General features: G+C 57.1%; 14 protein-coding genes. 1 reads left to right on the top strand and 13 read right to left on the bottom strand.

Annotation, left to right across the window (positions count from 1 at the left end; translation table 11 throughout):
- Positions 1 to 66: 66 nt before the first annotated feature.
- The 5 genes from Z948_RS18140 to Z948_RS0113545 all read right to left on the bottom strand — a co-directional run bounded on the left by Z948_RS18140 (position 67) and on the right by Z948_RS0113545 (position 14380).
- Complete coding sequence (locus Z948_RS18140; protein WP_025060102.1) at positions 67 to 777, bottom strand: 4'-phosphopantetheinyl transferase family protein; 711 nt, start codon at positions 775 to 777, stop codon at positions 67 to 69.
- 5 nt (positions 778 to 782) lie between these two features.
- Entirely contained in the window at positions 783 to 5267 is a 4485-nt protein-coding gene (locus Z948_RS0113560; RefSeq protein WP_025060101.1) for a MupA/Atu3671 family FMN-dependent luciferase-like monooxygenase, read from the bottom strand.
- Complete coding sequence (locus tag Z948_RS0113555; RefSeq protein ID WP_025060100.1) at positions 5264 to 6238, bottom strand: glycosyltransferase family 2 protein; 975 nt, start codon at positions 6236 to 6238, stop codon at positions 5264 to 5266. Before Z948_RS0113555 ends, Z948_RS0113560 begins: the two co-directional genes overlap by 4 nt.
- A 6-nt stretch (positions 6239 to 6244) precedes the next feature.
- Entirely contained in the window at positions 6245 to 12652 is a 6408-nt protein-coding gene (locus tag Z948_RS0113550; protein WP_025060099.1) for a type I polyketide synthase, read from the bottom strand.
- A gap of 270 nt (positions 12653 to 12922) precedes the next feature.
- The gene (locus Z948_RS0113545) at positions 12923 to 14380 is read right to left on the bottom strand and encodes a membrane protein (RefSeq protein ID WP_025060098.1); all 1458 of its coding nucleotides are present in this window, start codon (positions 14378 to 14380) and stop codon (positions 12923 to 12925) included.
- Between the two features lie 196 nt (positions 14381 to 14576).
- Between Z948_RS0113545 and Z948_RS0113540 the strand changes: the two genes are divergently transcribed.
- Positions 14577 to 15323, top strand: coding sequence for a WecB/TagA/CpsF family glycosyltransferase (locus Z948_RS0113540; RefSeq protein ID WP_025060097.1), 747 nt, complete (start codon positions 14577 to 14579; stop codon positions 15321 to 15323).
- A gap of 1 nt (position 15324) precedes the next feature.
- Here the strand turns inward: Z948_RS0113540 and Z948_RS0113535 are convergent, their stop codons facing one another.
- The 8 genes from Z948_RS0113535 to Z948_RS0113495 all read right to left on the bottom strand — a co-directional run bounded on the left by Z948_RS0113535 (position 15325) and on the right by Z948_RS0113495 (position 23587).
- A complete protein-coding gene (locus Z948_RS0113535; RefSeq protein ID WP_025060096.1) occupies positions 15325 to 16266 on the bottom strand; it encodes a glycosyltransferase family 2 protein in 942 nt (313 codons plus the stop codon).
- On the bottom strand, positions 16263 to 17303 hold the full coding sequence (locus Z948_RS0113530; protein WP_025060095.1) for a glycosyltransferase family 2 protein: 1041 nt from the start codon (positions 17301 to 17303) through the stop codon (positions 16263 to 16265). Before Z948_RS0113530 ends, Z948_RS0113535 begins: the two co-directional genes overlap by 4 nt.
- Before the next feature lie 35 nt (positions 17304 to 17338).
- Positions 17339 to 18676: an NAD(P)/FAD-dependent oxidoreductase gene (locus Z948_RS0113525; protein WP_025060094.1), complete on the bottom strand. Its 1338-nt coding sequence runs from the start codon at positions 18674 to 18676 to the stop codon at positions 17339 to 17341.
- A gap of 115 nt (positions 18677 to 18791) precedes the next feature.
- Positions 18792 to 20291 carry an aldehyde dehydrogenase gene (locus Z948_RS0113515; protein WP_025060093.1) on the bottom strand — a complete coding sequence of 500 codons (1500 nt, stop codon included), beginning with the start codon at positions 20289 to 20291 and terminating at the stop codon, positions 18792 to 18794.
- Positions 20291 to 21211 carry a dihydrodipicolinate synthase family protein gene (locus Z948_RS0113510; RefSeq protein WP_025060092.1) on the bottom strand — a complete coding sequence of 307 codons (921 nt, stop codon included), beginning with the start codon at positions 21209 to 21211 and terminating at the stop codon, positions 20291 to 20293. The genes Z948_RS0113515 and Z948_RS0113510 overlap by 1 nt, the downstream gene beginning before the upstream one ends.
- A gap of 7 nt (positions 21212 to 21218) precedes the next feature.
- Positions 21219 to 21911 carry a GntR family transcriptional regulator gene (locus tag Z948_RS0113505; RefSeq protein ID WP_025060091.1) on the bottom strand — a complete coding sequence of 231 codons (693 nt, stop codon included), beginning with the start codon at positions 21909 to 21911 and terminating at the stop codon, positions 21219 to 21221.
- A gap of 75 nt (positions 21912 to 21986) precedes the next feature.
- Positions 21987 to 23003, bottom strand: a complete 1017-nt coding sequence (locus Z948_RS0113500; RefSeq protein ID WP_025060090.1) for a diguanylate cyclase domain-containing protein — start codon at positions 23001 to 23003, stop codon at positions 21987 to 21989.
- Entirely contained in the window at positions 23000 to 23587 is a 588-nt protein-coding gene (locus Z948_RS0113495; RefSeq protein WP_025060089.1) for a heme NO-binding domain-containing protein, read from the bottom strand. The genes Z948_RS0113500 and Z948_RS0113495 overlap by 4 nt, the downstream gene beginning before the upstream one ends.
- Between the last annotated feature and the right edge of the window lies 1 nt (position 23588).

Genomic DNA, 23588 nt, shown 5'->3' with positions numbered 1-23588 from the left:
AGTTAAAGCGTTAAATCAGATCGTTAGAAACCAGTGGCGACGGCAAACCAGCCCCCCGCATTTCCACTAAGCCCCTAACAGCTGTTCTCTTTCAGATTGCCTAACTGTAACGCCAGTGACAAGCAGGCCAGCCGCATAAACATAAGAACCGGCAAGAATTGACCCAGCGGGAATACCCCCCTGAGCCGTTAGGAAAACCGCCTGAAAACGGCTTTCATCGCGATCAATCACAAGCTCGAGCGTCTGAAAGCCAAACAATGAACCGGTGATAGAATATTGCGCCTTATAAGCTGCTTCTTTTGCAGAAAAGATCAGTTTCGCCAGTAGGTTCCGTTCTGAAGCTGGCTGTGTTCCCAACCAAATTTGTTCTGACTTTGTGCAGATCTCGGCCACCAGCAGTGGGTCTAGGCCTGTCGCCTCTTCGAGGTCAACGCCAATGCCTGCCCAATCGCGGATTTCACCAACAGCAGCAACACAAGCCCCTTCAGAATGCGAAATACTGCCAGTCAGACCATCCGGCCAGATCGGAGCACGATCCGGCCCCATCGGAACAGGACGGGGGGGAAGCCCCAACCCCACCATTGCCGAACGCGCAGCAGCGCGGCCTGCGTGAAACTCGGACAGACGGCTCGGCACCGCGCCCTTAACCGCAACACTTTCCTGTGGCTCGGTCGCCATTGGCATTTGTCGCGGGTTGCGCGCGGCAACCGACAGCCCTTTGGGAAGGACTGATTCAGTCAACCCTTTGACAAGTTCTGGATCGAAATGTTCTGTCACGTGTTTTACCTACTCCGCCCAGCGCGCATTGCGCGCCGTTTAGACATGGTTTCGGCTTTTGCGGGTGCATCTGCCTGCGGCGTTGGCGCGGCTTGGGCTTCGGGTTTCGCGTTACCCTTGTCCAAATGCGCAGCCAAACCTTCCAATGTCGGAAAGCGGAAAATGTCCGTGATCCCCAGCTTGCTGATCCCAAGTGAGGCCTTGATGTCGCGGTGCGCTTGCACAGCCAGCAAGGAATGCCCGCCCAGCGCAAAGAAGTTATCCGATGGTCGAATATTTCCAACCCCAAGGATCGCGCTCCAAACGGCGGCGATGGCGGCCTGCGTGCTATCTTCGGGGGCGGCCTGCGCTACAGGATTGGCGTCCACCTTGGCCTCGGGCGCGGGCAGCGCCTTGCGGTCAATTTTCTTGTTTGGGGTCAGCGGCATGCGGGCGATTTCGACAATACGCGCAGGCACCATGATATCGGGCAAACGTGCCCCCAATGCGCGGCGCAAGGCCTCTTCGTTCACGGCGGTTCCTGTGACATACCCAACCAGTTGATCGCCACCAGCCGCTTTGCGCGCCACGACAACCGCCTGAGTGATCCCCTCCAAAGCTGCCAAGGCGCTTTCGATTTCGCCCAGCTCAATCCGGTGGCCGCGAATTTTCACTTGATCATCCGCGCGCCCCATAAAGCCTAGGCTGCCATCCCCCCGCCAAGCGGCCAGATCGCCTGTGCGATACATCCGCCCTGCTCCAAACGGGTTGGGCACAAAACGCTCGGCTGTCATCTCTTCACGGTTCCAATAACCGTGGGTGACCCCATCCCCCGCGATATACAGCTCGCCCGCAGCGCCAACAGGCCGAGGGGCCAAAGCATCATCCAGAACGTAAACTTGGGTGTTTGCGATGGGTGTACCGATCGCGGCGGTTGCTTCGGCCTGCTCAACCATCTGGGTTGTAGACCAAATCGTCGTTTCCGTTGGGCCATACATGTTTTGCACGCGCCCCCCGCAGGCTTTGATCAGCTCAGCGGCCAAGGCACCAGGCAAGGCTTCGCCCCCCACCATCAGCTCTTTTACGCCAGACAAAGCGTGGCGCGTTTCATCGTTGGTGACCAGCATCTGCGCCATGGACGGGGTGCACTGCATATGGCTCACCTTGTGGCGCATCAACTGTGCCGCAAGCGAGAAGTCATCGGCCTCCAACGCCGCCCCTGCATTGCTGCGCTTTAGAACTTCGGCCAATGGCTTTAGCCCTTCCAAGACCGTGTCAGGCGCAATGCCATAATCAATCAGGCAGGCAATCTCGCCAACACCGATCCGCTTTAGCTCTTCTGCGCGCTCAAGCCCGTCTTCGATCGTGCCAAACAGGCCGCTGTCGTTAAAATACCGCTGGAAAGCAAATTCGAGGATCGCTTCCATTTCCTCTTCGCCCAGCCCAGACAAATCCACCTCAAACGGGTTGCTAACCCCTTTTGGCTTTTTGAATGCGGGAAAGGCCCATGCGTATTGTTTGATCAACCCAGCCGCGGAACGCAGATAGTCCTTCATCGGCTCGCGCGCGATTTCCTCGGACAGCTCGCGGGTTTCCGCCAGATAGGTGTGCAGCATCACGGTGACCGTAAAATCAGCCGGATCATGGCCCGCGCCCCGCAGGGCCGTGTGGTAGATTTTGATCTTATCCGCGACCTCGGCCACCGACTGGCCCAAAAGGTGGGTCAAAACATTGGCGCCGATCTCACCCGCTTCTTTCCACGTCTCGGGGTTCCCCGCCGTGGTGACCCAGACAGGCAGCTCGGCCGAAACCGGACGTGGCTGGGTAACGACGGCAAAGGGTGTGCCGTCTTTGGTCGGGAATTCAACCGCATCGCCGCGCCAAAGGCTGCGCAATTGGTCAATTATGGTATACATCGCCGGTTTGTTGTTGGGCGGCGTGTTTTCGGGGCGCAGAACAAAATCATCTGGCTGCCAGCCACTGGCAATCGCCAGCCCGACACGCCCGTTGGTCAGATTATCGATCACCGCCCACTCTTCGGCGATACGGGCCGGATGGTGCAACGGCGCCACGCAAGAGCCCGCGCGGATATCTAGATTTTTAGTTACCGCGGCCGCAGCAGCGCCCGTGACCGAAGGGTTCGGGTAAGGACCACCAAAGGCGTGAAAGTGTCGCTCGGGCGTCCAGATCGCATTAAAGCCGTTGGCATCGGCAAATTTCGCGCCTTCTAACAGCAGGCGATATTTTTCACGCCCGACGCCACCGTCATTACCCCAGTAATACAGGTTAAAGTCGATCTTTTGATCGGAAACCGTGATCGGCCCACGGCTCAGCTCGGTACGGCTATCATCCCCAGCCAGAACCAGTTTAAAGCCACGGCTAAGCGTCCAGAACAGCTCTAGCACCGAGATGTCAAACGACAGGCTTGTCACGGCGAGCCAAGCATCACCATCAGAATAGCTGATCCGCTGATCCATCCCTGCAAAGAAGTTCGCAACATTGCCATGCCTGACCATCACACCCTTTGGCGTCCCCGTCGAACCTGAGGTATAGATCAGATAAGCCAGCGTTTCGGGGCTGGCGCCTGCGTTGGGGTTACTCTGCGCGGCAGTGGCCAACTCGGCATCTGTGTCCAGCACCAATAGTTTGGCCTCACCGCTTGGCAGGCTCTGCGCCAAAGCGGATTGCGTCACGATAACGGGCGCGCCACTGTCGGAGATATAGTGTTTGATCCGGTCCGCCGGATAGGCGGGATCAAGCGGCACATAGGCACCGCCAGCTTTGAGAATCCCCAATGCGCCGATCAACAGATCCGGCCCACGAGATGTGGCAAGGCCAACAGGTGTTCCTGTCTCAACCCCCATCGCAATTAGCCGATGGGCCAGTTTATTGGCCGCTACGTTCAGCTGCTCATAGCTATAGGTCTGATCCTCAAATACCAAGGCAGTTGCCGTCGGTGTCTTTTCGACCTGCGCCTCAAACCCGCTGTGAATAGGCTGGGCAAGGTAATCCGTGTCGGTGTCATTCCACGTGCTCAACAACAAATCACGCTCGACGCTTGGCAATCCAGCATCGCCCGCCAAAGCGCCCTCGATGCGCGCGGCCAGAATATCCATCGCCCCATCCGACAGCAGCCCCGCATCCCCCTGCAGCGTGATTGTCTGCTCAGTGATCGAAAGGGTCAAAGCGCTGCCAGATACTGGCTCATCCGCGATCATGATCTTTGGTGTCTCTACCTCGATTGCTGGATCGCGCAGGGCTAAGTCACAGGCGAAACCACGGGTTTGCGCAATCCGCGCCAGTTGTTTTGCGATTGCAGCATCACTGCGCAAGGGAACCCACGAAGAGGCAAAGGGGTCAGCGGCGCCGCTGACCGCATAACCGATATCGCCAGCATCCTGCCCTGCGCCAAATGCCATCGCTGAGACAACCGCCTCAACCGCATCCTCAGTGGTTTTTCCCGCGTCAAGGGAGATGGTTTTTACCTTCCATTCCCCCTTTGCGGCTCCATGGGCCAGCGGGATTGGCATCACGTCTATGGCGGCCAGTTTGCTGCGCCAATATGGTTCATCCTTGAGCAGCTGGTCCTGCAAGGCGGCCAATGGCGCGTCTGCAACCAACAGCGATGCTCCAACTGCTGGCAGCTTGAACAACCCGCCGAGCGGCTTAACACCTTTGAGGTTTACCGCACCGCCCGCACAGCCCACGACGATATGATCCGCACCGGTTTCAAGAACCGCCCCCTCTGGCCCAGCCATTGAGGATGCTTCAGCCGCCTCGACGGAATAAACAACACCCTCAGCCGCGATTTTGGCCACGCCCAATGGGTTCCAGTAGCCGGCAAAATCCAACCCGCGCAGTAACGCAGAAATTTGTTCTGATGTTTGCGAGAAATCGATCAATCCCATGACGCTGGGCCGTTGGTTCAGGCCAAAATAGCTGCGCTGGGACAAATCCTGCGGCGCGCGTTCCAATGCCCCGCTTTCCAACTGGCCCAAGACACGGCCAAAGCTTTCCATGCCCGCCGCATAACATTTCGAGTTCAGGCTAAACGCCGTTTCATCAGGCGCGATGTCCAGCAATTCTTGGGCGAGGAGATCCCCCTCATCCACGCCGCCTTCGATCATGTGCCAGCTGACGCCGTGCTGCGTTTCGCCATTGATGATCGCCCATGCAGGGGTGTTCAGACCAGCGTAACGGGGCAGCGGCCCATCGTGAAAGTTAACAGCACCTATGCCAGCCAGCGCTAATGCAGCGTCAGGAATAATGCGCAAGTTTGCAATGCTCAGCATCCAGTCGAAACCAGAAACCTCACCCGAAACTAGATCAGCAGGCTTTGCTAATACCTTGATCCCGTTGGTATCTGCCCATGCGCACACGTCTTTATCCGTGCTGACCATCGCAACCACATTATGGCCACCAGCCACGATCATTTCCGCACAAGCAATCGTCAACGACTGATCACCAAGAATGACACAGGAGAAAGCAGAAGCGTTAAAGGGAGCAGTCATGATAAGTCCTCCGGGGACGTGCGGTAAGGTGTAACCGCATGGGATAGTAAATCAGTCAAAAACCACTTTGGATCTTGGGGGCGGCGCCCTGCCAACCCCACACGCAAGCGGTGCAAAAGCCCCCCCGCAAGATGCGCCAACAAAGCGGCAAGCGCATAAACACGACCATGGTTTTTGATAAAATAGTGGCGGCGGGAATCGTACCAATAGGACGGCATGCGCCGTTTGGTCTTCATCCCTGTTGAAACCGATCCAATGTGAACAACGCGGCTGTCAGGCACGTACCAACATGACCAGCCAGCGCGTCCAGCCCGCAAACACAAATCAGTTTCTTCGAAATACAAAAAGAAGGTTTCGTCAAATGTCCCGATCTCATCCAGCATGGATTTGCGGATCATCATGGACGCGCCAGCGCTCCAATCCACCCGACAGGTTTCATGGGGCTGCGCCATCGGCACCGAGGCCTTTGGCAACAGCTTTTCGATAACCCCCAGACGGGCAGCGTCAACGAATTCACCCGCGATGCTGGGAAAGCGAAAGGCCGTCGTGTGAACAACATCGTCTTCGCCGCGAATATGGCTACAGGCAAAACCCGCCTTTGGATCGGCCTCTAGCTGGTTCACCAGCGCTGCAATGCAGCCCGCGTCGGGAAAGGCATCCGAGTTCAGAACATAATAATAATCAGGGGCTTGCCCGTCACTGCGCACCATCGATAGGCCGATGTTGTTTCCAGCGCCAAAGCCGCCATTCACCGCAGAGGGTACAACCCGCACCAAACCGCCCTCACCCCAGCCACGCGCGGCGACTTCGTTTGAGATCATCTCGAATGAACCATCCCCAGAGGCGTTATCAACAATGATCAATTCGCCCCCCAAAGGGTGCAAATCCGCCAATGCCGCCTCGGCTGCGCGTAGGGTCATTTCGGGCGTGCGAAAGTTTAACAAAACGCACAATACGGTCGGATGGGTCATGTCTAATTACTCCGCCGCGGTGGCCTGCTGGGGCAAATCTGCCGCCAGCGCATCAGCAATGATTTCACGCAACTCGGACGCCATCACAACAACGTTGGGCGAAAGAACCATGCTATCGTGATCCCCAGGCACCTCGATCACGGTGACCTTTGGCGCATATTGGGTCCACTCATTGTCAGCAAAAACATACTCACGGGCGTCGCTGACCCAGTTACCACCTGATACTTTGAATTTGCGATCCAACACAGGACGCAGCAGTGTCATTTCCCCCTGCCAATCAGGTGTCTGGTACTGGCCAACTGCATTTAGGAAAGCCGCTTCGATCTTGGTGTTGTTAAACTGCGCGCCGACTGGTTCTTCGGCTTTTCCAGCCCGCTTGGATTTTTCCCATGCGATACGGTTCTGTACCCACTCAACCAAATAGCGCGGCCCTTTCTGGCGGAACTCTGCTATCTTTATCAAGGCCTTGTCCAGCTTTCCAAGGCTAGGACGTACCGGCAGCGGCGTATCCAGCAGCGCCAGCACCGCAACCGTTTCACCATCAGCCTTTAGCTGACGGGCCATCTCATAAGCCGTGATTCCGCCGCCAGAGAAACCGGACAAAAGGTAGGGGCCATGCGGCTGAACCTGCCGAATTTCAGCAATGTAATCAGCTGCGGCTTCCTCGATCGTTTCATGCGGTTCGCTGTCGCCAATCAGCCCACGCGCCTGCAACCCAAACACCGCCCGCGTATCAGCAAATTGAAGCGCTAGATGGCGTAGGTTCAAGACATTGCCAAACATTCCCGCTACCACAAACAATGGCGAAGCGCCTGACGGGTTAACCCCGTTCAGCGGCACAAGATGGGTAAACCCAGCTGGCTGGTCCTTGGTATTTTCGTTGCCCGAAACCGGAACCTCGCCAGTCTGCGCCGTGATCCGTGCTGCAATATCGGCAATTGTGGGGGCTTCAAACAAAACAGAAATCGGGAACTCGACCCCGAATTCACGTTTAACGGCAGCAAACAACCGCACCGCGATCAATGAATGCCCCCCCAGATCAAAGAAACTGTCATCAGCACCAACAGGCGAGACCCCCAGCAAGGTTGACCACATCTGCGCCAGTTCAATCTGGACAGGCCCCTGCGGTTCCACAAACCCTTCAAGGTCCGTCCGCTCAAAGCTTTGGCCCTTGGGCAGCTCACGCGGCGGCGTATCCGCCTGCTCGATCAATGCTTGCAAGGGCAAAGATGAAACATAGACCTGCGGCACATCCGCAGCCAATGCGCGCGCCAAGGCTTTTGGCCCTTCGGCCGCAGTGATCCCTTGGGAAACCATATAAGCCAGCCGCTCTTCGGCTTCGCTTTGCGTTGTTGGCTCGGCGTTCGGCTCTGCGTCAAAGGAAACCTCTGCCGCACTAAGCGGGGCAGATTGCGCCGCGAACCCACCCGCCAGACGGGTCATCGCAAAATCGCGAACTTCGACCAAAACCTTACCCGAAGCATCGCAAATCGTTACATCGAAACGGGCGTTATCTTCGCCTGATGCCGAAAGTTTGACCAAGCTGTAAATCTCTGTCGGCAGCGCCTCATAGACGGTGATTTCACCGTAAGACATCGGCACCCAAAGGTCCGCCCCGTCATATCCCGAAGCCAGTTCAACCGCCCAACCTGTCGCGAGATCCATCAAACCAGGGTGCAGAATTTGCCCAGCCTCTACCGGAGCCTCCAGCATCAAACGCGCCAAACCTTGCCCGTCACCTAACTGCCGCGCCCGCAAAACCTGCCATTGCGGACCAAAGTTCAGATGGGCCTCTTGCGGCGTTGGCATATGCGCGCCATCGTGTTCCTGAACGGCACCTAGCTTTGATGAAATCGCTTCAAGATCAATAGATTGCGCGTCACTCTTAACATTTGAGATTAAGGTTTCGGCATGAATTTGCCACCCGAGCTGTCCCTCGAAAACGCAATCGCTTAGCAAGCTGGCGCTAAAGCCCTCAGCCTGACGTTCCAGCGACAGGCGCATGGTCCGTGGTGCCCCCTCTGGCGCTTCAAAGGCGCGCAGGAAATACAGATCGCGCAAAGCAAACGGCGCATCCAATCCCGCGTTTCGTGCCGCTTGGGCAAAGGCTTCGACCATGCCCGTTCCAGGCATGACCGCCGTGCCATCCGCCATGCGGTGCTGATCCAGAACCCAATCGGATTTCGCGTGCAACGTCGTCGCAAAGCGTGTCTCACCTTCCAGCACTTCGATTGTGTCCAACAAGGGCGCATCCAGCTTGCGTGGTGGCAGGCTCTCAACCGGTGCGTGGCCGACGGCCTCGGCAGCCATACCAACATCCGCCCAAACGCCCCAGTTCACCGCAACAACGCGCGTGTCACCCGCAGCGCGGCTTTTGGCAAAAGCGTTCAAATATTCATTGGCGGCAACATAATCGACCTGCCCTGCGGCACGTGTCGCCGTCGAGGTCGAGGCGAACAGAACCATCAGATCAACGGTCCCATCGGGTAGCAATTGGTCCAATACCCGCAGACCTTGGACTTTTGGCGCGAGCACAGCATCAACCTGCGCTTGCGTTTTCCCCAGCAGCGGCGCGTCATCCAACACACCTGCCGCATGGATCACCCCGTCGATTGGCCCCTGCGATAGCAACCCGTCAATCACCTTGCGCATCTGTGCAACGTTCACCACATCGCCAGCGGCCACCTCAACGCGGCCACCCAAAGCCTCAAGCGATTGAACAGCACGGATACGACGCGCGGTCGCGTCCCCCGCATGGGTCGTGGCCAATACGCGATCCCAATCTTTGCGCGCAGGCAAGGCACTGCGGCTCAGCAAGATAACGCGGGCCCCGTAGGATGCTAACAAATCCGCGGCAATGGTCTGGCCGATCCCGCCAAAACCACCAGTTATCAGATAGGTACCGCCTTGCTTGAAGGAGGGAGCCTCAGGCGTCGCCAACTTTTGGCTGCGGAAACTTTGAACAAAGCGGCGGCCATCGCGTAGCGCCACAACCGCATTCTCTGGTGTGGCCAGCAATTCCTCAAGGACAGGCCCTGTAACGTCGATCTGAACCTCAGGTGCAGCCCGACGTGCGAACACCCCTTTCGGCTCTGCGAGCTCAGGCAGCACCAGATCAATGGTCGATACCGTCAGATCGCTGATCTCATGTGGCATCACCCCTGCAGGGCCGCTAATCATCGCCTTTTCAGGATAAGGGAGCGGTTCGGACGCAACCTGCGTTGCACCGTTGGTGAACACGCTCAGATGGATTGGCGCGGGCGCCTCCAGCTCGGCCAGCGTTTGGCCAAGCCATAGAAGGCTGTAAAACCCCTGCTCCAACATACGATCATAAAAACTGCTGCCAGGGCGATGGGTTTGCTCGCGTGTAACCCCCCAGAAATGAGCGATACGCGTCGGGGTACGCTCGGCCGCGACCAAGGCCGCCATCAGCGCGTCATAGCCTTCACGACCCTGCTCAGGGGCCAAAGTGAACTGACCATCCCCCATATCCGCAAAGCTGTCAGCCGCCTGAACAACGCTCACTTGGGCACCAGTTGCGCGCAGGCGCTCAATCGCGGGCTGCGCAACGCCGTCTGCATCGGCAAAGATCAACCAGATATCATTCTTTGCAGATGTCAGAGCCGCCTCAATATCCGCATCAACATCGGCGTATTTTGCACGCCAGCTGGGAACCGCGCCCCATTCAGAAACATCATCGATGCGCGCGATTTCTGGCGCACGTTCGGCCACGGCCTGTTCGCTTGGCTCAATGAAATAGGGGCTGCGTTGGAATTGATAGGTTGGTAGCACCACACGGTTGCGGCGTGCCTCACCCCAGATCTGATCCCAATCGGCCTCAACACCGCAGGCCCAGAGCCTGCCGATGATGCCCATGAAATACATATCATCCGCGATATCCTGATCCGGATGGCGCAAAGAGCTGAGCACTTGGGCGGGTTTCACCGCCGGACACATCTGCGCAAGAGAGGACAGCGCCTTTCCCGGTCCAACCTCTAGGAAAACCCGACCTTCTTCTTGGCTGAGCGTATCGATGCAATCTGCAAAATTCACTGTATTGCGCAGCTGTTCCACCCAATAATCGGGGCTTGTCGCTTGCGCGGGGGTGATGGCCACGCCTGTGCGGTTGGACATAAACGCCATGCTGGGCGCTTTGAGGTCCAGCCCCCTCAGGAAGGTGCGGTAATCATTCAGGATCGGCTCCAGCATGCGGCTGTGGGCGGCGATATCAATGGCAATGCGCTGGCTTTCCACGTCATCCGCCGCCAGCCGCTCTGCCAACGCTTGCAGCGCAGCGTCAGGGCCAGAAACAGCGGTGAGTTCGGGGCCATTAACACTGGCAATGTCCAGATCATCACCCAAATACCCCTTGGTCGCCTCCAGCGACAAAGGCACGCTAAGCATCCCACCCGCTGGCACGGTATCAAACAGGCGCCCCCGCAGCAGCACCAGATCAATCAGGTTTTCAAACGTCATCACGCCAGCCAAACAGGCGGCTACGTTTTCGCCCATCGAATGGCCAACCATCGCAGCAGGCTTCACGCCCCAGCTCATCCACAGCTGCGCCAGCGCGTATTCTACAATCGCGATGAGCGGCAGTTGCGCAGACGGTTTTTTGAGCGTTTCCGCTGCCGCCTCTTTATCACCCTCAGGCAACCACAAGGCACGAATATCGTAATCCAGTTGCGGCGCGAGGTGATCCAAACCGCGATCCATCGCCTCGGCAAAGGCTGGCTCGGTCTCGTATAGGTCGCGGGCCATATCGGGGTATTGCGCCCCGCCACCAGGGAACATGAACACAACCTCAGGCGCAACGCCAAGGACTTGGTGGGTAAAGACGCGGCGGGTATCGCCCGCCTCTAGCAGGGTTGCGGCCTCTTCATGTGTTTCGGCGACCACAACGCGACGGCGTTCAAACCCGCGCCGCCCGTTTTTCAACGTATGGGCAACATCGGCCAAATCCTGTTCAGGGTGCGCCCGCAGATGGGCGGCAAGGGCTGCGGTATTTGCATCTAGTGCCGCTTTGGAGCGGCCCGAAATGCACAGCGCATGAAAGGGAAAATCGCTTTCTTCCGATGGGGTTTGCAGGGGCGCCTCACCCAAAATCGCATGGGCATTTGTCCCCCCAACGCCAAGCGCATTGATCGCCGCATAACGTGGCGTTGCGCGGCGCGGCCACGGTGTGAGCTTGTCATTCACAGAGAACGGGCTGCCTTCAAATCCAATTGCAGGGTTTGGCGCCTCAAACCCCAACGACGCAGGCATCGCATCATTGTGCAGCGCCAGCGTGGCCTTAACTAGCCCAGCAACACCCGCTGCCGTGTCGAGGTGACCAATGTTGGTTTTCACCGACCCAATGCGCGCGTAATCTTCTTTGTCGGTCTGTGTGCGGTAGGCCTCGGTCAGGGCGGCAACCTCAATCGGGTCCCCCAGATAGGTGCCTGTGCCGTGGCATTCGACCAGCTCGATCTGATCCGCTGCAACGCCAGATGCATCAAGCGCCTTGCCAATGGCTTCGGCCTGCCCGTCAACGGAAGGTGCCAGATATCCAGCCTTGGCCGCGCCATCATTGTTGATGGCCGACCCTTTGATAACGGCCCAAATATGGTCTCCGTCAGCTTGGGCATCCGACAGACGCTTTAGCGCAACACAGCCCGCGCCTGATCCAAACACAGTGCCTTGGGCACGGTGATCAAATGCGTGGCATTCGCCGTCAGGTGACAGGATTTCATTTTCTTTAAACACATAACCACGGCCCTGAGGCAGCTCAATCGTCACGCCACCCGCCAGCGCCATATCCACCTCGCCCGCGCGCAACGCAGCAGCGGCATAGTGGATCGCAACCAAGGATGTGGAACAGGCCGTCTGAAGGTTGATCGACGGGCCCTTCAGGTCAAACACATGGCTCACACGGGTTGAGAGGAAATCCTTGTCATTGCCCGTATGGCGCAACAGGAACATCCCGACATCATCAACCAGATCAGGGTTTGAGCAGATGTTGAAATAGAAATAGCTGCCCATACCGCAGCCTGCATAAACACCAATGGGGCCAGCGACATTTTCAGGAACATGCCCTGCCTGCTCCATCGCTTCCCATGCGACTTCTAGAAACTTGCGGTGCTGGGGGTCCAGAATGGCCGCGTCTTTGGGGGAGAAGCCAAAGAAATCGGCGTCAAACGTCTCAAACCCTTTCAGGTCAGCGGCCGCGCGCACATAATTCTTACGGGCGATGTTTTGCGGAGTCTCACCAGCTGCCAACAGTTCTTCCTCTGTCAGCTTGCGAATGGAGGACACCCCATCGCGCAAGTTATCCCAGAAAGCCGCAACAGTCTGCGCCCCTGGAACATTTACGGCCATGCCAACGATGGCGATATCTTCGCCATGCACTGAAATATTGTGACTCTGCTCAGTCATATAGTCTCACCCTTCGGGCCGCTTTTGACAGTGAGATGTTCCCACGTAATTTGATTAAAAAGCGGACCATTTACAGAGACGAAAACACTTCGTCCGGACACGTTTGTACGTGTTGATAGTGTCTATTTCATGGCGTATTGCGAAATTTCAACCACCCCACGAGGGGAGAATACCACAGGAAATCCCCTCATTATAGCCAGTTTGGAAACAATAAGGGCAGCTATGTGGCGCAATAGAGGTTATTGGGCAAATGCCCAAAAAGAATAGCTATTACAATAGGCTTTGCGACTCGGCCCGCTTTTCACGGTCCATGATTGGTCTGTTTCGCAACGCATAGCGCGGCACATGGGCACGGCGCGGATTTAACCGCTCGGCGTAGCCAAGGATCGCGCCAGCGGTCAGCCATGTGAACGCCGTGAGGGTCGCATTCAGCAACATATCCATCAAGGTAATCCCAAGGATCAGCGCCACAGCGCCAATATAAGGCGATAGCTCGGCCTGCCTGTTGCGCAGCGCATATACCCCCAGCAACAACAGCGGCAAGGACAGCAGGCCAAACTCGGCGATATAGCCAAGCCAGCCAAAGCTGCCGAAAACAATGATCCAGCGGCCATCAGGAATGGTCAGGATCTCTCCGCTCTCGGAATCGCGCACAAGACTGCGCCCCCAACCGCTCCACCCAAAAGCGGGTTTGACGGCAGCGCGATCCAGCAATTGCTCTTCGTTGTCGAAACGATACCCCAGCGATTGCGCGCGGTTCGGGTTCACTTCGGCGACTTTGGCCACAATCGCATCGGTCGGGATCACCCCGACATTGCGCAACATCGGATAGGTAACTGCGATCAGTGCAAACAAGGTTGCCAGCAATATCAGCCACCTACGCGGCGCAAAATAGATAAGCGGCACCAGCAGCATGCCATAAGCAATCGAAGCCGCGCTTTTGCAGGCCAGCAAAAACAACATCAGATAAACGACCCAAAGCACCGCTTTCCATCGGCTCAACTTGGGCCAGACCCGCGCCAAAGCGGCCGCCGCCATGGCCCCGTTACAAACGAACAACGCCAGCCAAAGCCCGTGCGGCAGAAACACAATCGGGCGATAGCCCCCTGCCCGAATGGTTTGTTCAAAACTGTGCTGAAAGAACCCGTAAACCCAAACGTTCATCTGCGGAGAAACACGTATTTCGACAAAGGAAGGAACCGAATAGGCAATCGCGCCGATCATCAGGGCCAGCAAAAGCTCCTTTAGGCCGGTCTCGGTGCTGAGAAACTGGCGCGCCACCAAAAACGGCACAATGGTCAGGATTTGCCCGATCAGAACAGAGCCGATGTCGCGCACCGACTGGCCGGGTAATGCGTCAATCAAAAACAGGATCGGATCCGCATTGCTAAGGACTTCAAACAGGATGGGTTCGCGGTTCGTCAGAACCGTCGGGATCGCGCTAAACACCAGTAGGAACACCAAAATGCGGGCAATCCGCCCCTCGGGCAGTAGGTTGACCTTGTGGGCCGTGGCGAAAACCAGAATGGCCAACACGCTCAGGCTGGGGATCGAAACCTTATCCATTGCGGGCACCAAAGGCAGGTTAAACTCGGCCAAGGGCGGCAGTAAAAGATACCCGCCAAGGATCGACCAAACGATCGCCCGTTCAACCGATTGCGTGCGAAACAACACAAGGCAAGCGAACGGCCAGATCAGCAGCATCAGATATGCAATTCCGTTTGGCATGTCGCTCCTGATTACGGCGTTGTTTGATAGGGTGCTTCATTTACACTCTAGGCAGGCCCCTGTCATCAAGGTAGTTTACGCCGCAATACGATATCCACAGCAGGCAAAACCTGCATTCCTTTGAAAAAGCTATATTTTTAGCATTCATCCACATCCAAGACCACAGGCTGCTGTGGCAAGCATGCACAGGTCCACTATGAAATTTGGCACAGGGCGTTCAGCGGTAGAGGTCAATATCCCCACACGCGCTATATTGTTTCAGGCGGTTCGCGAAAAATTTGCAAAAGGGGATGGATTCGCTCTTGCGACGCTGAACCTCGATCACCTGACGAAACTGCCCAGTGAAGAAACCTTTGCCGAAGCGTACCGTGCGCAGGATTTAGTGGTCGCAGATGGGCGGCCGGTGGTTTGGCTGTCAAAGCTTGCCCAGCAGCCGCTAGAGCTGATGCCCGGCTCTGATCTGGTAATCCCTTTGTGTGAGCTCGCAGCCGAAATGCAGATGCCTGTCGCCTTGATGGGCAGCTCGGACGAGGCGCTGGCCGGTGCAAAGGCTGCGTTAGAACAGCGGGTAGAAAGCCTGAACATCTGTCTGACCCACGCCCCCGCCTATGGGTTTGATCCCTCCGGCCCAGCCGCAGAAGAGATTTGCACGATGCTAAACGACAGCGGCGCCCGCCTTTGCTTTATCGCTCTTGGCGCGCCCAAACAGGAGCTTTTTGCCGCCTTCGCCCGCAGCAAATGCCCCGCAGTCGGTTTTGCCTCCATCGGGGCTGGCCTTGATTTCCTGTCAGGCCATCAGGTCCGCGCCCCCAAATTCATGCGCGCGCTTGCGCTGGAATGGTTGTGGCGCGCGCTACAAAGCCCGAAACGCATGGTACCGCGCTATGCTAAATGCTTTGCCATTTTGCCCCGCCTTACACTTGACGCATGGCGCCAGCGCTAGGTTATTTATATTCGATCAGGCGCTTTTTGCCGCCGCTTAACTGGCGCCAGTAATAGCTGATCGCGCCGCGCGCCTCGGCGAATTTGCCTAGAACGCTGAACAGCGCCCAGCGCCAACCGCTTTGGCGCGATAGCCGCACCACCTGAAGCGGATAGATCAGCCCAAGCCAAAATGCCCCCGCGCCAAAGATGAGCGCCAAGGCAATGATTACCAAAGGAATACCAAGCCCCCAAAGCAAGGCGCGGCGGGTTTCGGCGACCCAGTGCCGCTCGGGCGGGCTACCGTGAAGCGCGGCCCCCTCTGCAAAGGCATGGCCCGCCCGTTTGCTACGCTTCCACCATTGTGAAAAATACAGGATTTGCGCATCATGGGCTGTCATCTCGGCGCCTAACCGCCAGATCCGCCCCCCCGCCTGCCGCAGGCGCAGACAAAGCTCTGGTTCTTCTCCCGCGATCAAATCGTCACGGTACCCCCCAACGGCGCGCAAGGCCTCTACGCGCATCAGGGCATCGCCTCCGCAGGCCTTAGCCTCGCCTATGGGTGTATCCCATTCTGCGTCGATAAGCGCATTGTAAACAGAGGCTTGCGGATAGATTTCGCGGCGGCGGCCACAGACAACGGCAACATCGGGATGTTGGTCCAAAAATGCTTTGGCCTGATCCAGCCAGCCGTCATGCACAATACAATCCCCATCCAGAAACTGAACCAATTCCACGCCCTGCGGCACCTTGCCCAGCCCCGCATTCCGCGCCCGCGCTGCTGTAAACGGCTGTGTCATATCCAATGCAACCACCTGCGCCCCACGCGCCTGCGCCGCCTCAACCGACCCATCGGTCGAGCCACTATCGACATAGATCACCGGATCAAACCCTACGAGCGCGTCGAGGCAGGCGATCAGGCGATCCCCCTCATTTCGGCCAATGACAATTGCTGCAATGTTCATGTGGGCCGCTTTGCTAAGAAATCGCGATAGGATTGGGACGCATTCAGGAATTCAGCCTTATACAATGGTTCGATCCCCTCCCATTTATGGGCGTCTTTTGAATGTAATGTCAGTTGCGACTGCGCCGAAAGCACCTTTAGGCGTGCCTCATCCTCACCATGGGCCAGATCGCCGCTGCCTGCACTTTCGGCGTCGCGTGCCGCGATGTTGCCTGCGAATTTATAGTGCCGAATAACGCCTGTGATGTCAGATACTTTTACGTTCTGTGACAAATGCGGATGCGGCGCGGGTACCACCTCTGGGCGGTTAAAGATCAACGGGTGTTTTGTCAGGCAGCAGTCCTCGCCGAACACTTTGTGTCGCACACCGCCAAATTTGAATTGCAGCGCGTCAGTCGCCACCTGATTGCCGCGCAACAGGGCTTCGAACGGGATTTCGCGCGCGTGATAGTCAAAGCAGCTCACCGTGCTGATATCGTAATAGTCAAAACACGCCAGCGCCTCAGCAAAGCTTTGGTCCTGAACCTCGGCCAGCGGAGCGTTCGGAAACATCTCTAACATCTGCGCCATCATTGCCGTCTTGCCACGGCTTTCCAGATATTGGATCAGCGCGGGCAGCCCGTGGGCTTCACGCCCCTCAAAATCAAACTGCTCGTCCATATCCACATAAAGGCACCACCGGTTCTGGCCATAGGTCTGGGCAGGATAGGCGCGGATCAGGTCTTCGTATTGGGCCAAAGGCAACACGGCGCGGTCAACCACACAGCCTTCCTCAGCGCGCAGGCGGGCAAGCGTTTCGTCGGTTGAGCCATTGTCGATAAAGGCGAAATGGCGGATGCCCAACTTGCGGTAATAATCAAAGAAGGCATCAAGGTAATAGGCCCCGTCACGCACCAGCACAATGGCCAGAACCTCCCCCTCGGGTACGGCAAAGCCATCGCCGTGCACATGCTCTAGCGCATTGGCAAAGCGGCGTTTTCTAAGGAACTGCGCCAGCCGTTTTTGCAGGCGGGAAACGATGGAAGCACGATGTGTCATACCCTGTCTTTACGCCAGCGTTTCGGGGCGGTCTACTATTCCAACCCCGCGCGATGCTCTTTCCAGCGCAGGTATGCATTTGCGCCCCATGTTGCAAAGGGTTGCGGGGGCAGCTTTTTCGGCTCGGCCTCGGCTTGAAAGTAGCGCGTGATCGCGCTGCTATGGCCCAACGCCCGTTCCGCAGCGGCAATACCCGTTAGCGTCCCCCGCGCCGTGCCAAGGCCGTTTTGAACCGCCCCAACAAACACGCCTTCGTCGATTTCATCGGTGCAGGCCACCCCATTCAGGCTGAGGCAAAGATGCCCCGCCCATTCATATTCCATCTTGATACCGGATAGCTGCGCAAAACGCGCCGCGAACTTGCCCCGCTGCACAGCCGAGGCACGGGCGACATCGCGGGGGCTGGCCTCCATATCAGGGCGAAGCACGGCGCAGGTCCGCGTGATGATCCGGTTGCCACCCTGCGCGGTGTCGATCCTGCGCATGGTGGTGCCCATTGGATCAGACGGGGTAACCCCCCAACGCGCAGCGCCCCCCAAGGCTTGCAACTGCTCGGCATCCAGCTCGGGCGTCATCGAGGCAAACAGGAACAGTTGCATCAACCGCCCCCGAGCGATGCCAAAGCTTTCGATATGTCCATTGGTCGCTAGGATAATCTTATCCGTTGAAATATGCCCCTCTTTGGTCTCGACCCGCCATGCTGCGCCTTCGCGTTTAAAGGCCGTCACCGCAGATTGAGGGTGTATAGCAACGCCGTGACGCGCCAAACCATCAGCAAGCCCGCGGATGTATCCTGCGGGCTGCAACATCAACGTTCCTGGCGTATACAGGCCCGAGACATAGTGCTTGCTGCCCGTCAGTTCCTGCATAGCCTGCGCATCCAGATGCTCGGATGTTTCGCCCAAAGAGGTCAGGTGTTTTGCATAGGTTCGGTTATGCGCATCAGCAACAGGCGACGCGGCCCCGTTCACCTTGCCCGCCGGATCAACATAGGCTGGATGGATGCCGTATTCCTCGGCCCCTGCCTGCGCAAAAGCAATGGCTTGTCGGTTCAACCCGATCAAAGCGGCCTCATCTCCACCGCCAGCATAATCTTCGGAGGCCAGATCATGGGGTAAATCAATCATAAACCCCGAGTTCCGGCCCGCCGTTCCCTCAGCAATATTGAGCGCATCAAGGACCGTGATCCGCAATTGGGGGTCCAACTGTGTGAGCCGCCGCGCCGCTGAAAGCCCAGCAAAACCAGCCCCCACAATCACAACATCAGCACGCCGAGCGCCCTGCAAGGGGGCATAGTTCACCCCCGCGCCCAAAATATCTGCCCATGCTGCACCCGTGGCAAAACGGGGCAAGCGCATTGCACTTCGGCTCATACCCTTAGGCGGGTTTCAAGGCCGCCGCCCCCTTCAAACGAGGCGACAGCCATGAGCCACACAAACACGGTGCCAGCGGCAGCAATCTCACCCGCTCTGACAAACCCGACGCGCATTAGCTAACGCCTTCATCCGCATCATCACTTAGGTCTAGCCAGATGGTTTTTAGCTGCGTGTATTGATCATGGGCGTGAACGCTATTGTCACGGCCCCCAAAACCCGATTGCTTGTATCCGCCAAATGGGGTTGCGATATCACCCTCGCCATAGCTGTTTACGGTCACGGTTCCTGCGCGCAGCATCCGCGCCCCGCGCAAGGCGCGTTTGGCGTTGGCTGTAAACAGGCTGGCGCACAGGCCATAATCGGTATCATTGGCCACCGCGATCGCCTCATCAAACGAGGCGACCTCGATCACGCTAAGGACAGGGCCAAAGATTTCCTCGCGTGCGAGACGGTGATCATTTGAGGGCAGCTCGACCATCGTCGCCTCAACAAAAACACCCTCTGACGTCGCGCCGCCAACCCGTGCCTCTGGCGCATCCTCGAGATAGCTGGCAACCTTGTCGAAATGCGCCTTGCTCACCATGGCGCCCAAACGGGTTTCAGGGTCTAGGGGATCGCCCATAGGCCATTCGCGCATATGCGCCTCGATCCGGTCCAACAGCTCTGATTTGACGTCACGATGAACGACCAAACGGCTAATCGCCGAGCAGTTTTCGCCCATGTTCCACAATGCCCCATTGGCGATATGAGCGGCAACAAGGTCAAGATTTTCTGCGTCATCCATCACAATGCAAGGGTTCTTGCCGCCCATTTCCAGAACGACCTCTTTGGCGTTGCTTTCCCCCGAATAGCCAAGGAACCGTTTGCCAGTAACGGTGGAACCGGTAAAGCTGACCATATCCACATCCATATGGCGGCCCAGCGGCTCTCCTACTTCGGGGCCAGAGCCTGGCAAAACACTCAGCACCCCACGCGGCACACCCGCCTCATGGGCCAGCTCGGCCACCCGCAGCGCGGTGAGCGAGGTTTCCTCGGCTGGTTTCACAATTACCGAGCAGCCAGACGCCAAGGCAGGCCCGATTTTCCACGCCAGCATAAGCAAGGGAAAGTTCCACGGCAAAACCAACCCGACAACGCCAATCGGTTCGCGCACAACTATGGCGAGGTGATCATCTGATGCAGGCGCGACCTGATCATAAATCTTGTCGATCGCTTCAGCGTGCCACTTAATACAAGAGATGGCCTCTGGCACATCGACCGTTTCACAATCAAAGATGGTTTTACCTGCATCAAGGCTTTCCATTACGGCCAGTTCGCGGGCGTTTCTGGTCAGCAGCTTGGCAAAGCGGATCAGCACATCCTTGCGCGCGCTGGGGTGCAAGCGCGACCAGCGGCCATCCTCAAATGCTTCGCGGGCTTTGGAGACCGCAAAATCCACATCCTCTGGACCACAGGCCGCAACCTGCGCCAGTTCTTCACCTGTTGCAGGGTTTATCGTGGCAAATGTTTTTCCCGAAGCCGCAGGGCGATAGCCACCATCCACAAAAGCCTGAGTGGCAAAGCCCATGTCGGCGGCCAATGCGCCATATTCTTCGCGTGTCAGCAGTCCCATCAGTTTGTCTCCTTCACGATTGCAGCGACAGTGGATTTCAGAACCTTCACCACCTGCTCTAGCTCGCGTTTATCATCTTTGTTCAGTGGCTTGAGCGGCGGCATCATGCCCCCTGTATCAATACCTGCCATGGTGACACCGTGTTTGACGCATTGCACAAACTTGCCCCCCTGTTCGAGCACCCGCATCAGCGGCATCATCGCCGACATGATCCGCCGCCCTTTGTCAAAATCCCCCTCAACCGCGCAGGCCTGATACAGGGCGACGTGTTCTTTGGGCAGGAAATTACTGCCCGCGCAGACCCAGCTGCGCGCGCCCCATGCAAAGAATTCCAGCGCCTGATCGTCCATGCCGCAAGACATCTGGATATGCGGGTAATCCCGCGCCAACAGGTGTACCCGATTGATATCCCCTGAACTTTCCTTGATCGCGCAAATATTGCGCGAGCGCCCAACCCGATCCAGAAACTCTTCGCCCATGTTCACGCCCATCCGCCCTGGATAGTTGTACAACATCACAGGCAAGTTCGCCGCGCGGTCAATCGCCAGCGCGTTGAGCGCATTCTCACGTTCGGTTGGGACGGCATAGGGCGGTGTCCCCAACAATATGGCATCCGCCCCCATTTCGCGCGCGCCTGTCGCCAATGCGATGCTATCCGCTGTGCGCATGGTGCCCGTTCCCACGGTCAGCGGCAGCCGCCCCTTCAAACGCTCTTTGGTGAACCGCGCCAGCTCAATCCGTTCAGACACGGATTGAGCGTAATTCTCACCCGTGGAACCGCCAGAAATCACACCATGCACGCCCGCCTCTATCAGATGCTCAATCTGATCCGCTAACGCGTCAAAATTAAAACTGCCATCTGGCAGCAACGGGGTCACGAGGGGGGTGTAAATACCCTCAAATTTAAAAATCGGTGTCATAGGCTCCTCACAAGTCGGAAGGGTCACCAAGGCGGTTATTCAAGGCCTCTGGCATTACAAATTGAGTGATACGGTGGCGCGACAGCGCCCAATGGTCTTCGGCAAGCTTGGCCGCCGCCTCTGGATTACGATCAACGATCGCTTGGATCATTTCATCATGCTGATCTGCGGCCTGACTGGTTTCTTCGCTTTCATCAGCGCTGTAAAACGTCATCGAAATCCGCGCGTGGTCAATCAACAGCCTCTTAAAGCTGGGGTTGAGATAGATATTCGCAGCCATATCGCCCGTGATGATATGAAAGCGGTTGTTTGCCAGCGCCTTGGCGGCTGTGTCGCCGCTGTTCAGGGCGCTGCGAAATTGGATTTGAGCCTGTTTCAATGCCTCGATCTGGAGGGGCATGGCATGGGTTGCGGCCAGCCGCAGGATTGCGCCGTAGATCATAGGCGCCGCAAGGAAGAAATCGCGCAACGTATGATGGCTCATCTCGGCGGCGCGGGCGCCACGGTTGCGCGTCAGGTCCACATATCCCTCACCCGCCAATTCACGTAGCGCTTCGCGCAACGGCGTGCGCGACAGGCCAAATTCTTCTGAAAGGCTTGCCTCGTCCAGATCGGCCCCTGGCACGATAGCTTGGGTCAACACGCGGGTGCGCAATGCCTCCAGCAAAGCTGCTTTTCGAACGCCAGCGGAATCGCCCATGAGTGCTCCAAAACGGTTAAGGTCAGGAGTTGGTTACCACATTATACAAATTGTACACAATAAAAATTATGGACGCTACGCGCGCCCAACAGGCGGGATCGTCGCATTCACTGCATTGCGCATGTCAGGCGTGTAGAAGGTTTGACACGCACGCCCTTTATTCTTTGAGGCATAAAGCGCGATATCTGCATCCTCCAGCACCGCGTCACGGGTGGCGTTGTGGCTGTTTTGGATCCAAACCGTGCCGATGCTGGCCGAAATCTGGCAAATCTCACCGTTGAAAGGTATCGGCTCCTCCATCCGCTGGATGATCCTTTGGCCGATCCGCTCGAGAATCGTGATATCGCGGACCTCGGGCAAGATGACGGTAAATTCATCGCCGCCAACCCGCGCAACAATGTCCCCTTTTCGGGTCTCTTCCAGCATCGCTTTTGATACGACCTGAAGCACATGATCCCCAGCAGCATGCCCCAAGGTATCATTCACGGCTTTGAAGTAATCCAAATCAATGTGCATAACGGCAAAAGCCTTGTTCGCCGCCAACAACGTCTCAAGAGATTGATCCAGCGCGCGGCGGTTTTTCAGCCCTGTCAACGTATCCGTAAACGCCTTTTCCTCGGCGGCTTCACGCGCGTCTTGCAAACGCATGTTCAGCTTGCGCGAAGCCTCCATCGCGGCTGATTTCGCCTCGACCAGATATAACATTTCAATGGCCAGATCCGTTGCGGCGAAATCTGCGTTGGTCAGCGCGTAATCGCGCACACCATCCAAGATCGAAATCCCGAAAGACAAATTCATAATCGCGGAACCATCAGCAAGCCTGACCAAAATCCCTTTGAGCTTGGCACGCGGCGCACCTTTCATTTCAAGGTGCAGCTTGACCCCCTGCACATCCCAAAGCTGCTGTTGCGTGGTAATGCCACGGGGGCGCATCACCTGAAACACATCCCAAAACCCCGCCCCCAGCAGGGGTTCATCAGGGCGTAGCTTTTGCGTGGTTGGGCCAACGTGGCGGATCACCCCTGTTGGGTCCAACACCAAATGCATGGGGCATAAAACGTCCAATACATCATTTCCTGCATGCATTGTCATCTGGCCCCCGCACCCAACTCAAAGGATCGCCCATCTGCAAAATCCGTTGCAACCAGTTGGATGCGAACCGTTTCACGCCCTTGTGTGCGCTCTTCGAGGTCTAACAACGCCAAGGCCCCATAATCATCAGCCATAACCCGCAAAACACCCATCATGAAATGCCCGAAACCTTCCATGGGGCTATCGCAAATCAGGCTATAGTTCCCTTTACTATGGGCGTGCAGCTCAATCGCGGGCAGGCACAGCTCAGCAACGGCCATCCTTGCCCGATCAGGCAAATCATCAAGAGAGTGCAGAAATTCCTCAAAGGTAGTGCCCCCAAAGCGCAGCAATCGGCGGATCGCTTCAGTATTGGGATGAGAAACCAGATAGGCCCCAATATCCTCCATTACATCACCACTGGGGCGCCGCAGGACGCTGCTCATGGCTTTCAGCAGATCGGATGTAATGACATCATCATAAGACAGCATCGCTTCGAACTCGGGCGGGGAAACGCCAGCAAGCGCCGCAACCCGAAGCCATGCTTCGGAGCCATAGACGTCACTAATAAAATTCTGAAAACTACGGTTTATCAGCCCGTGCATT

It is taken from the genome of Sulfitobacter donghicola DSW-25 = KCTC 12864 = JCM 14565, from assembly GCF_000622405.1.
Classification (GTDB): Bacteria; Pseudomonadota; Alphaproteobacteria; order Rhodobacterales; family Rhodobacteraceae; genus Sulfitobacter; species Sulfitobacter donghicola.
Note: the sequence above shows the minus strand (reverse complement) of the source record. Positions and strands in the feature narration are given on the sequence as shown.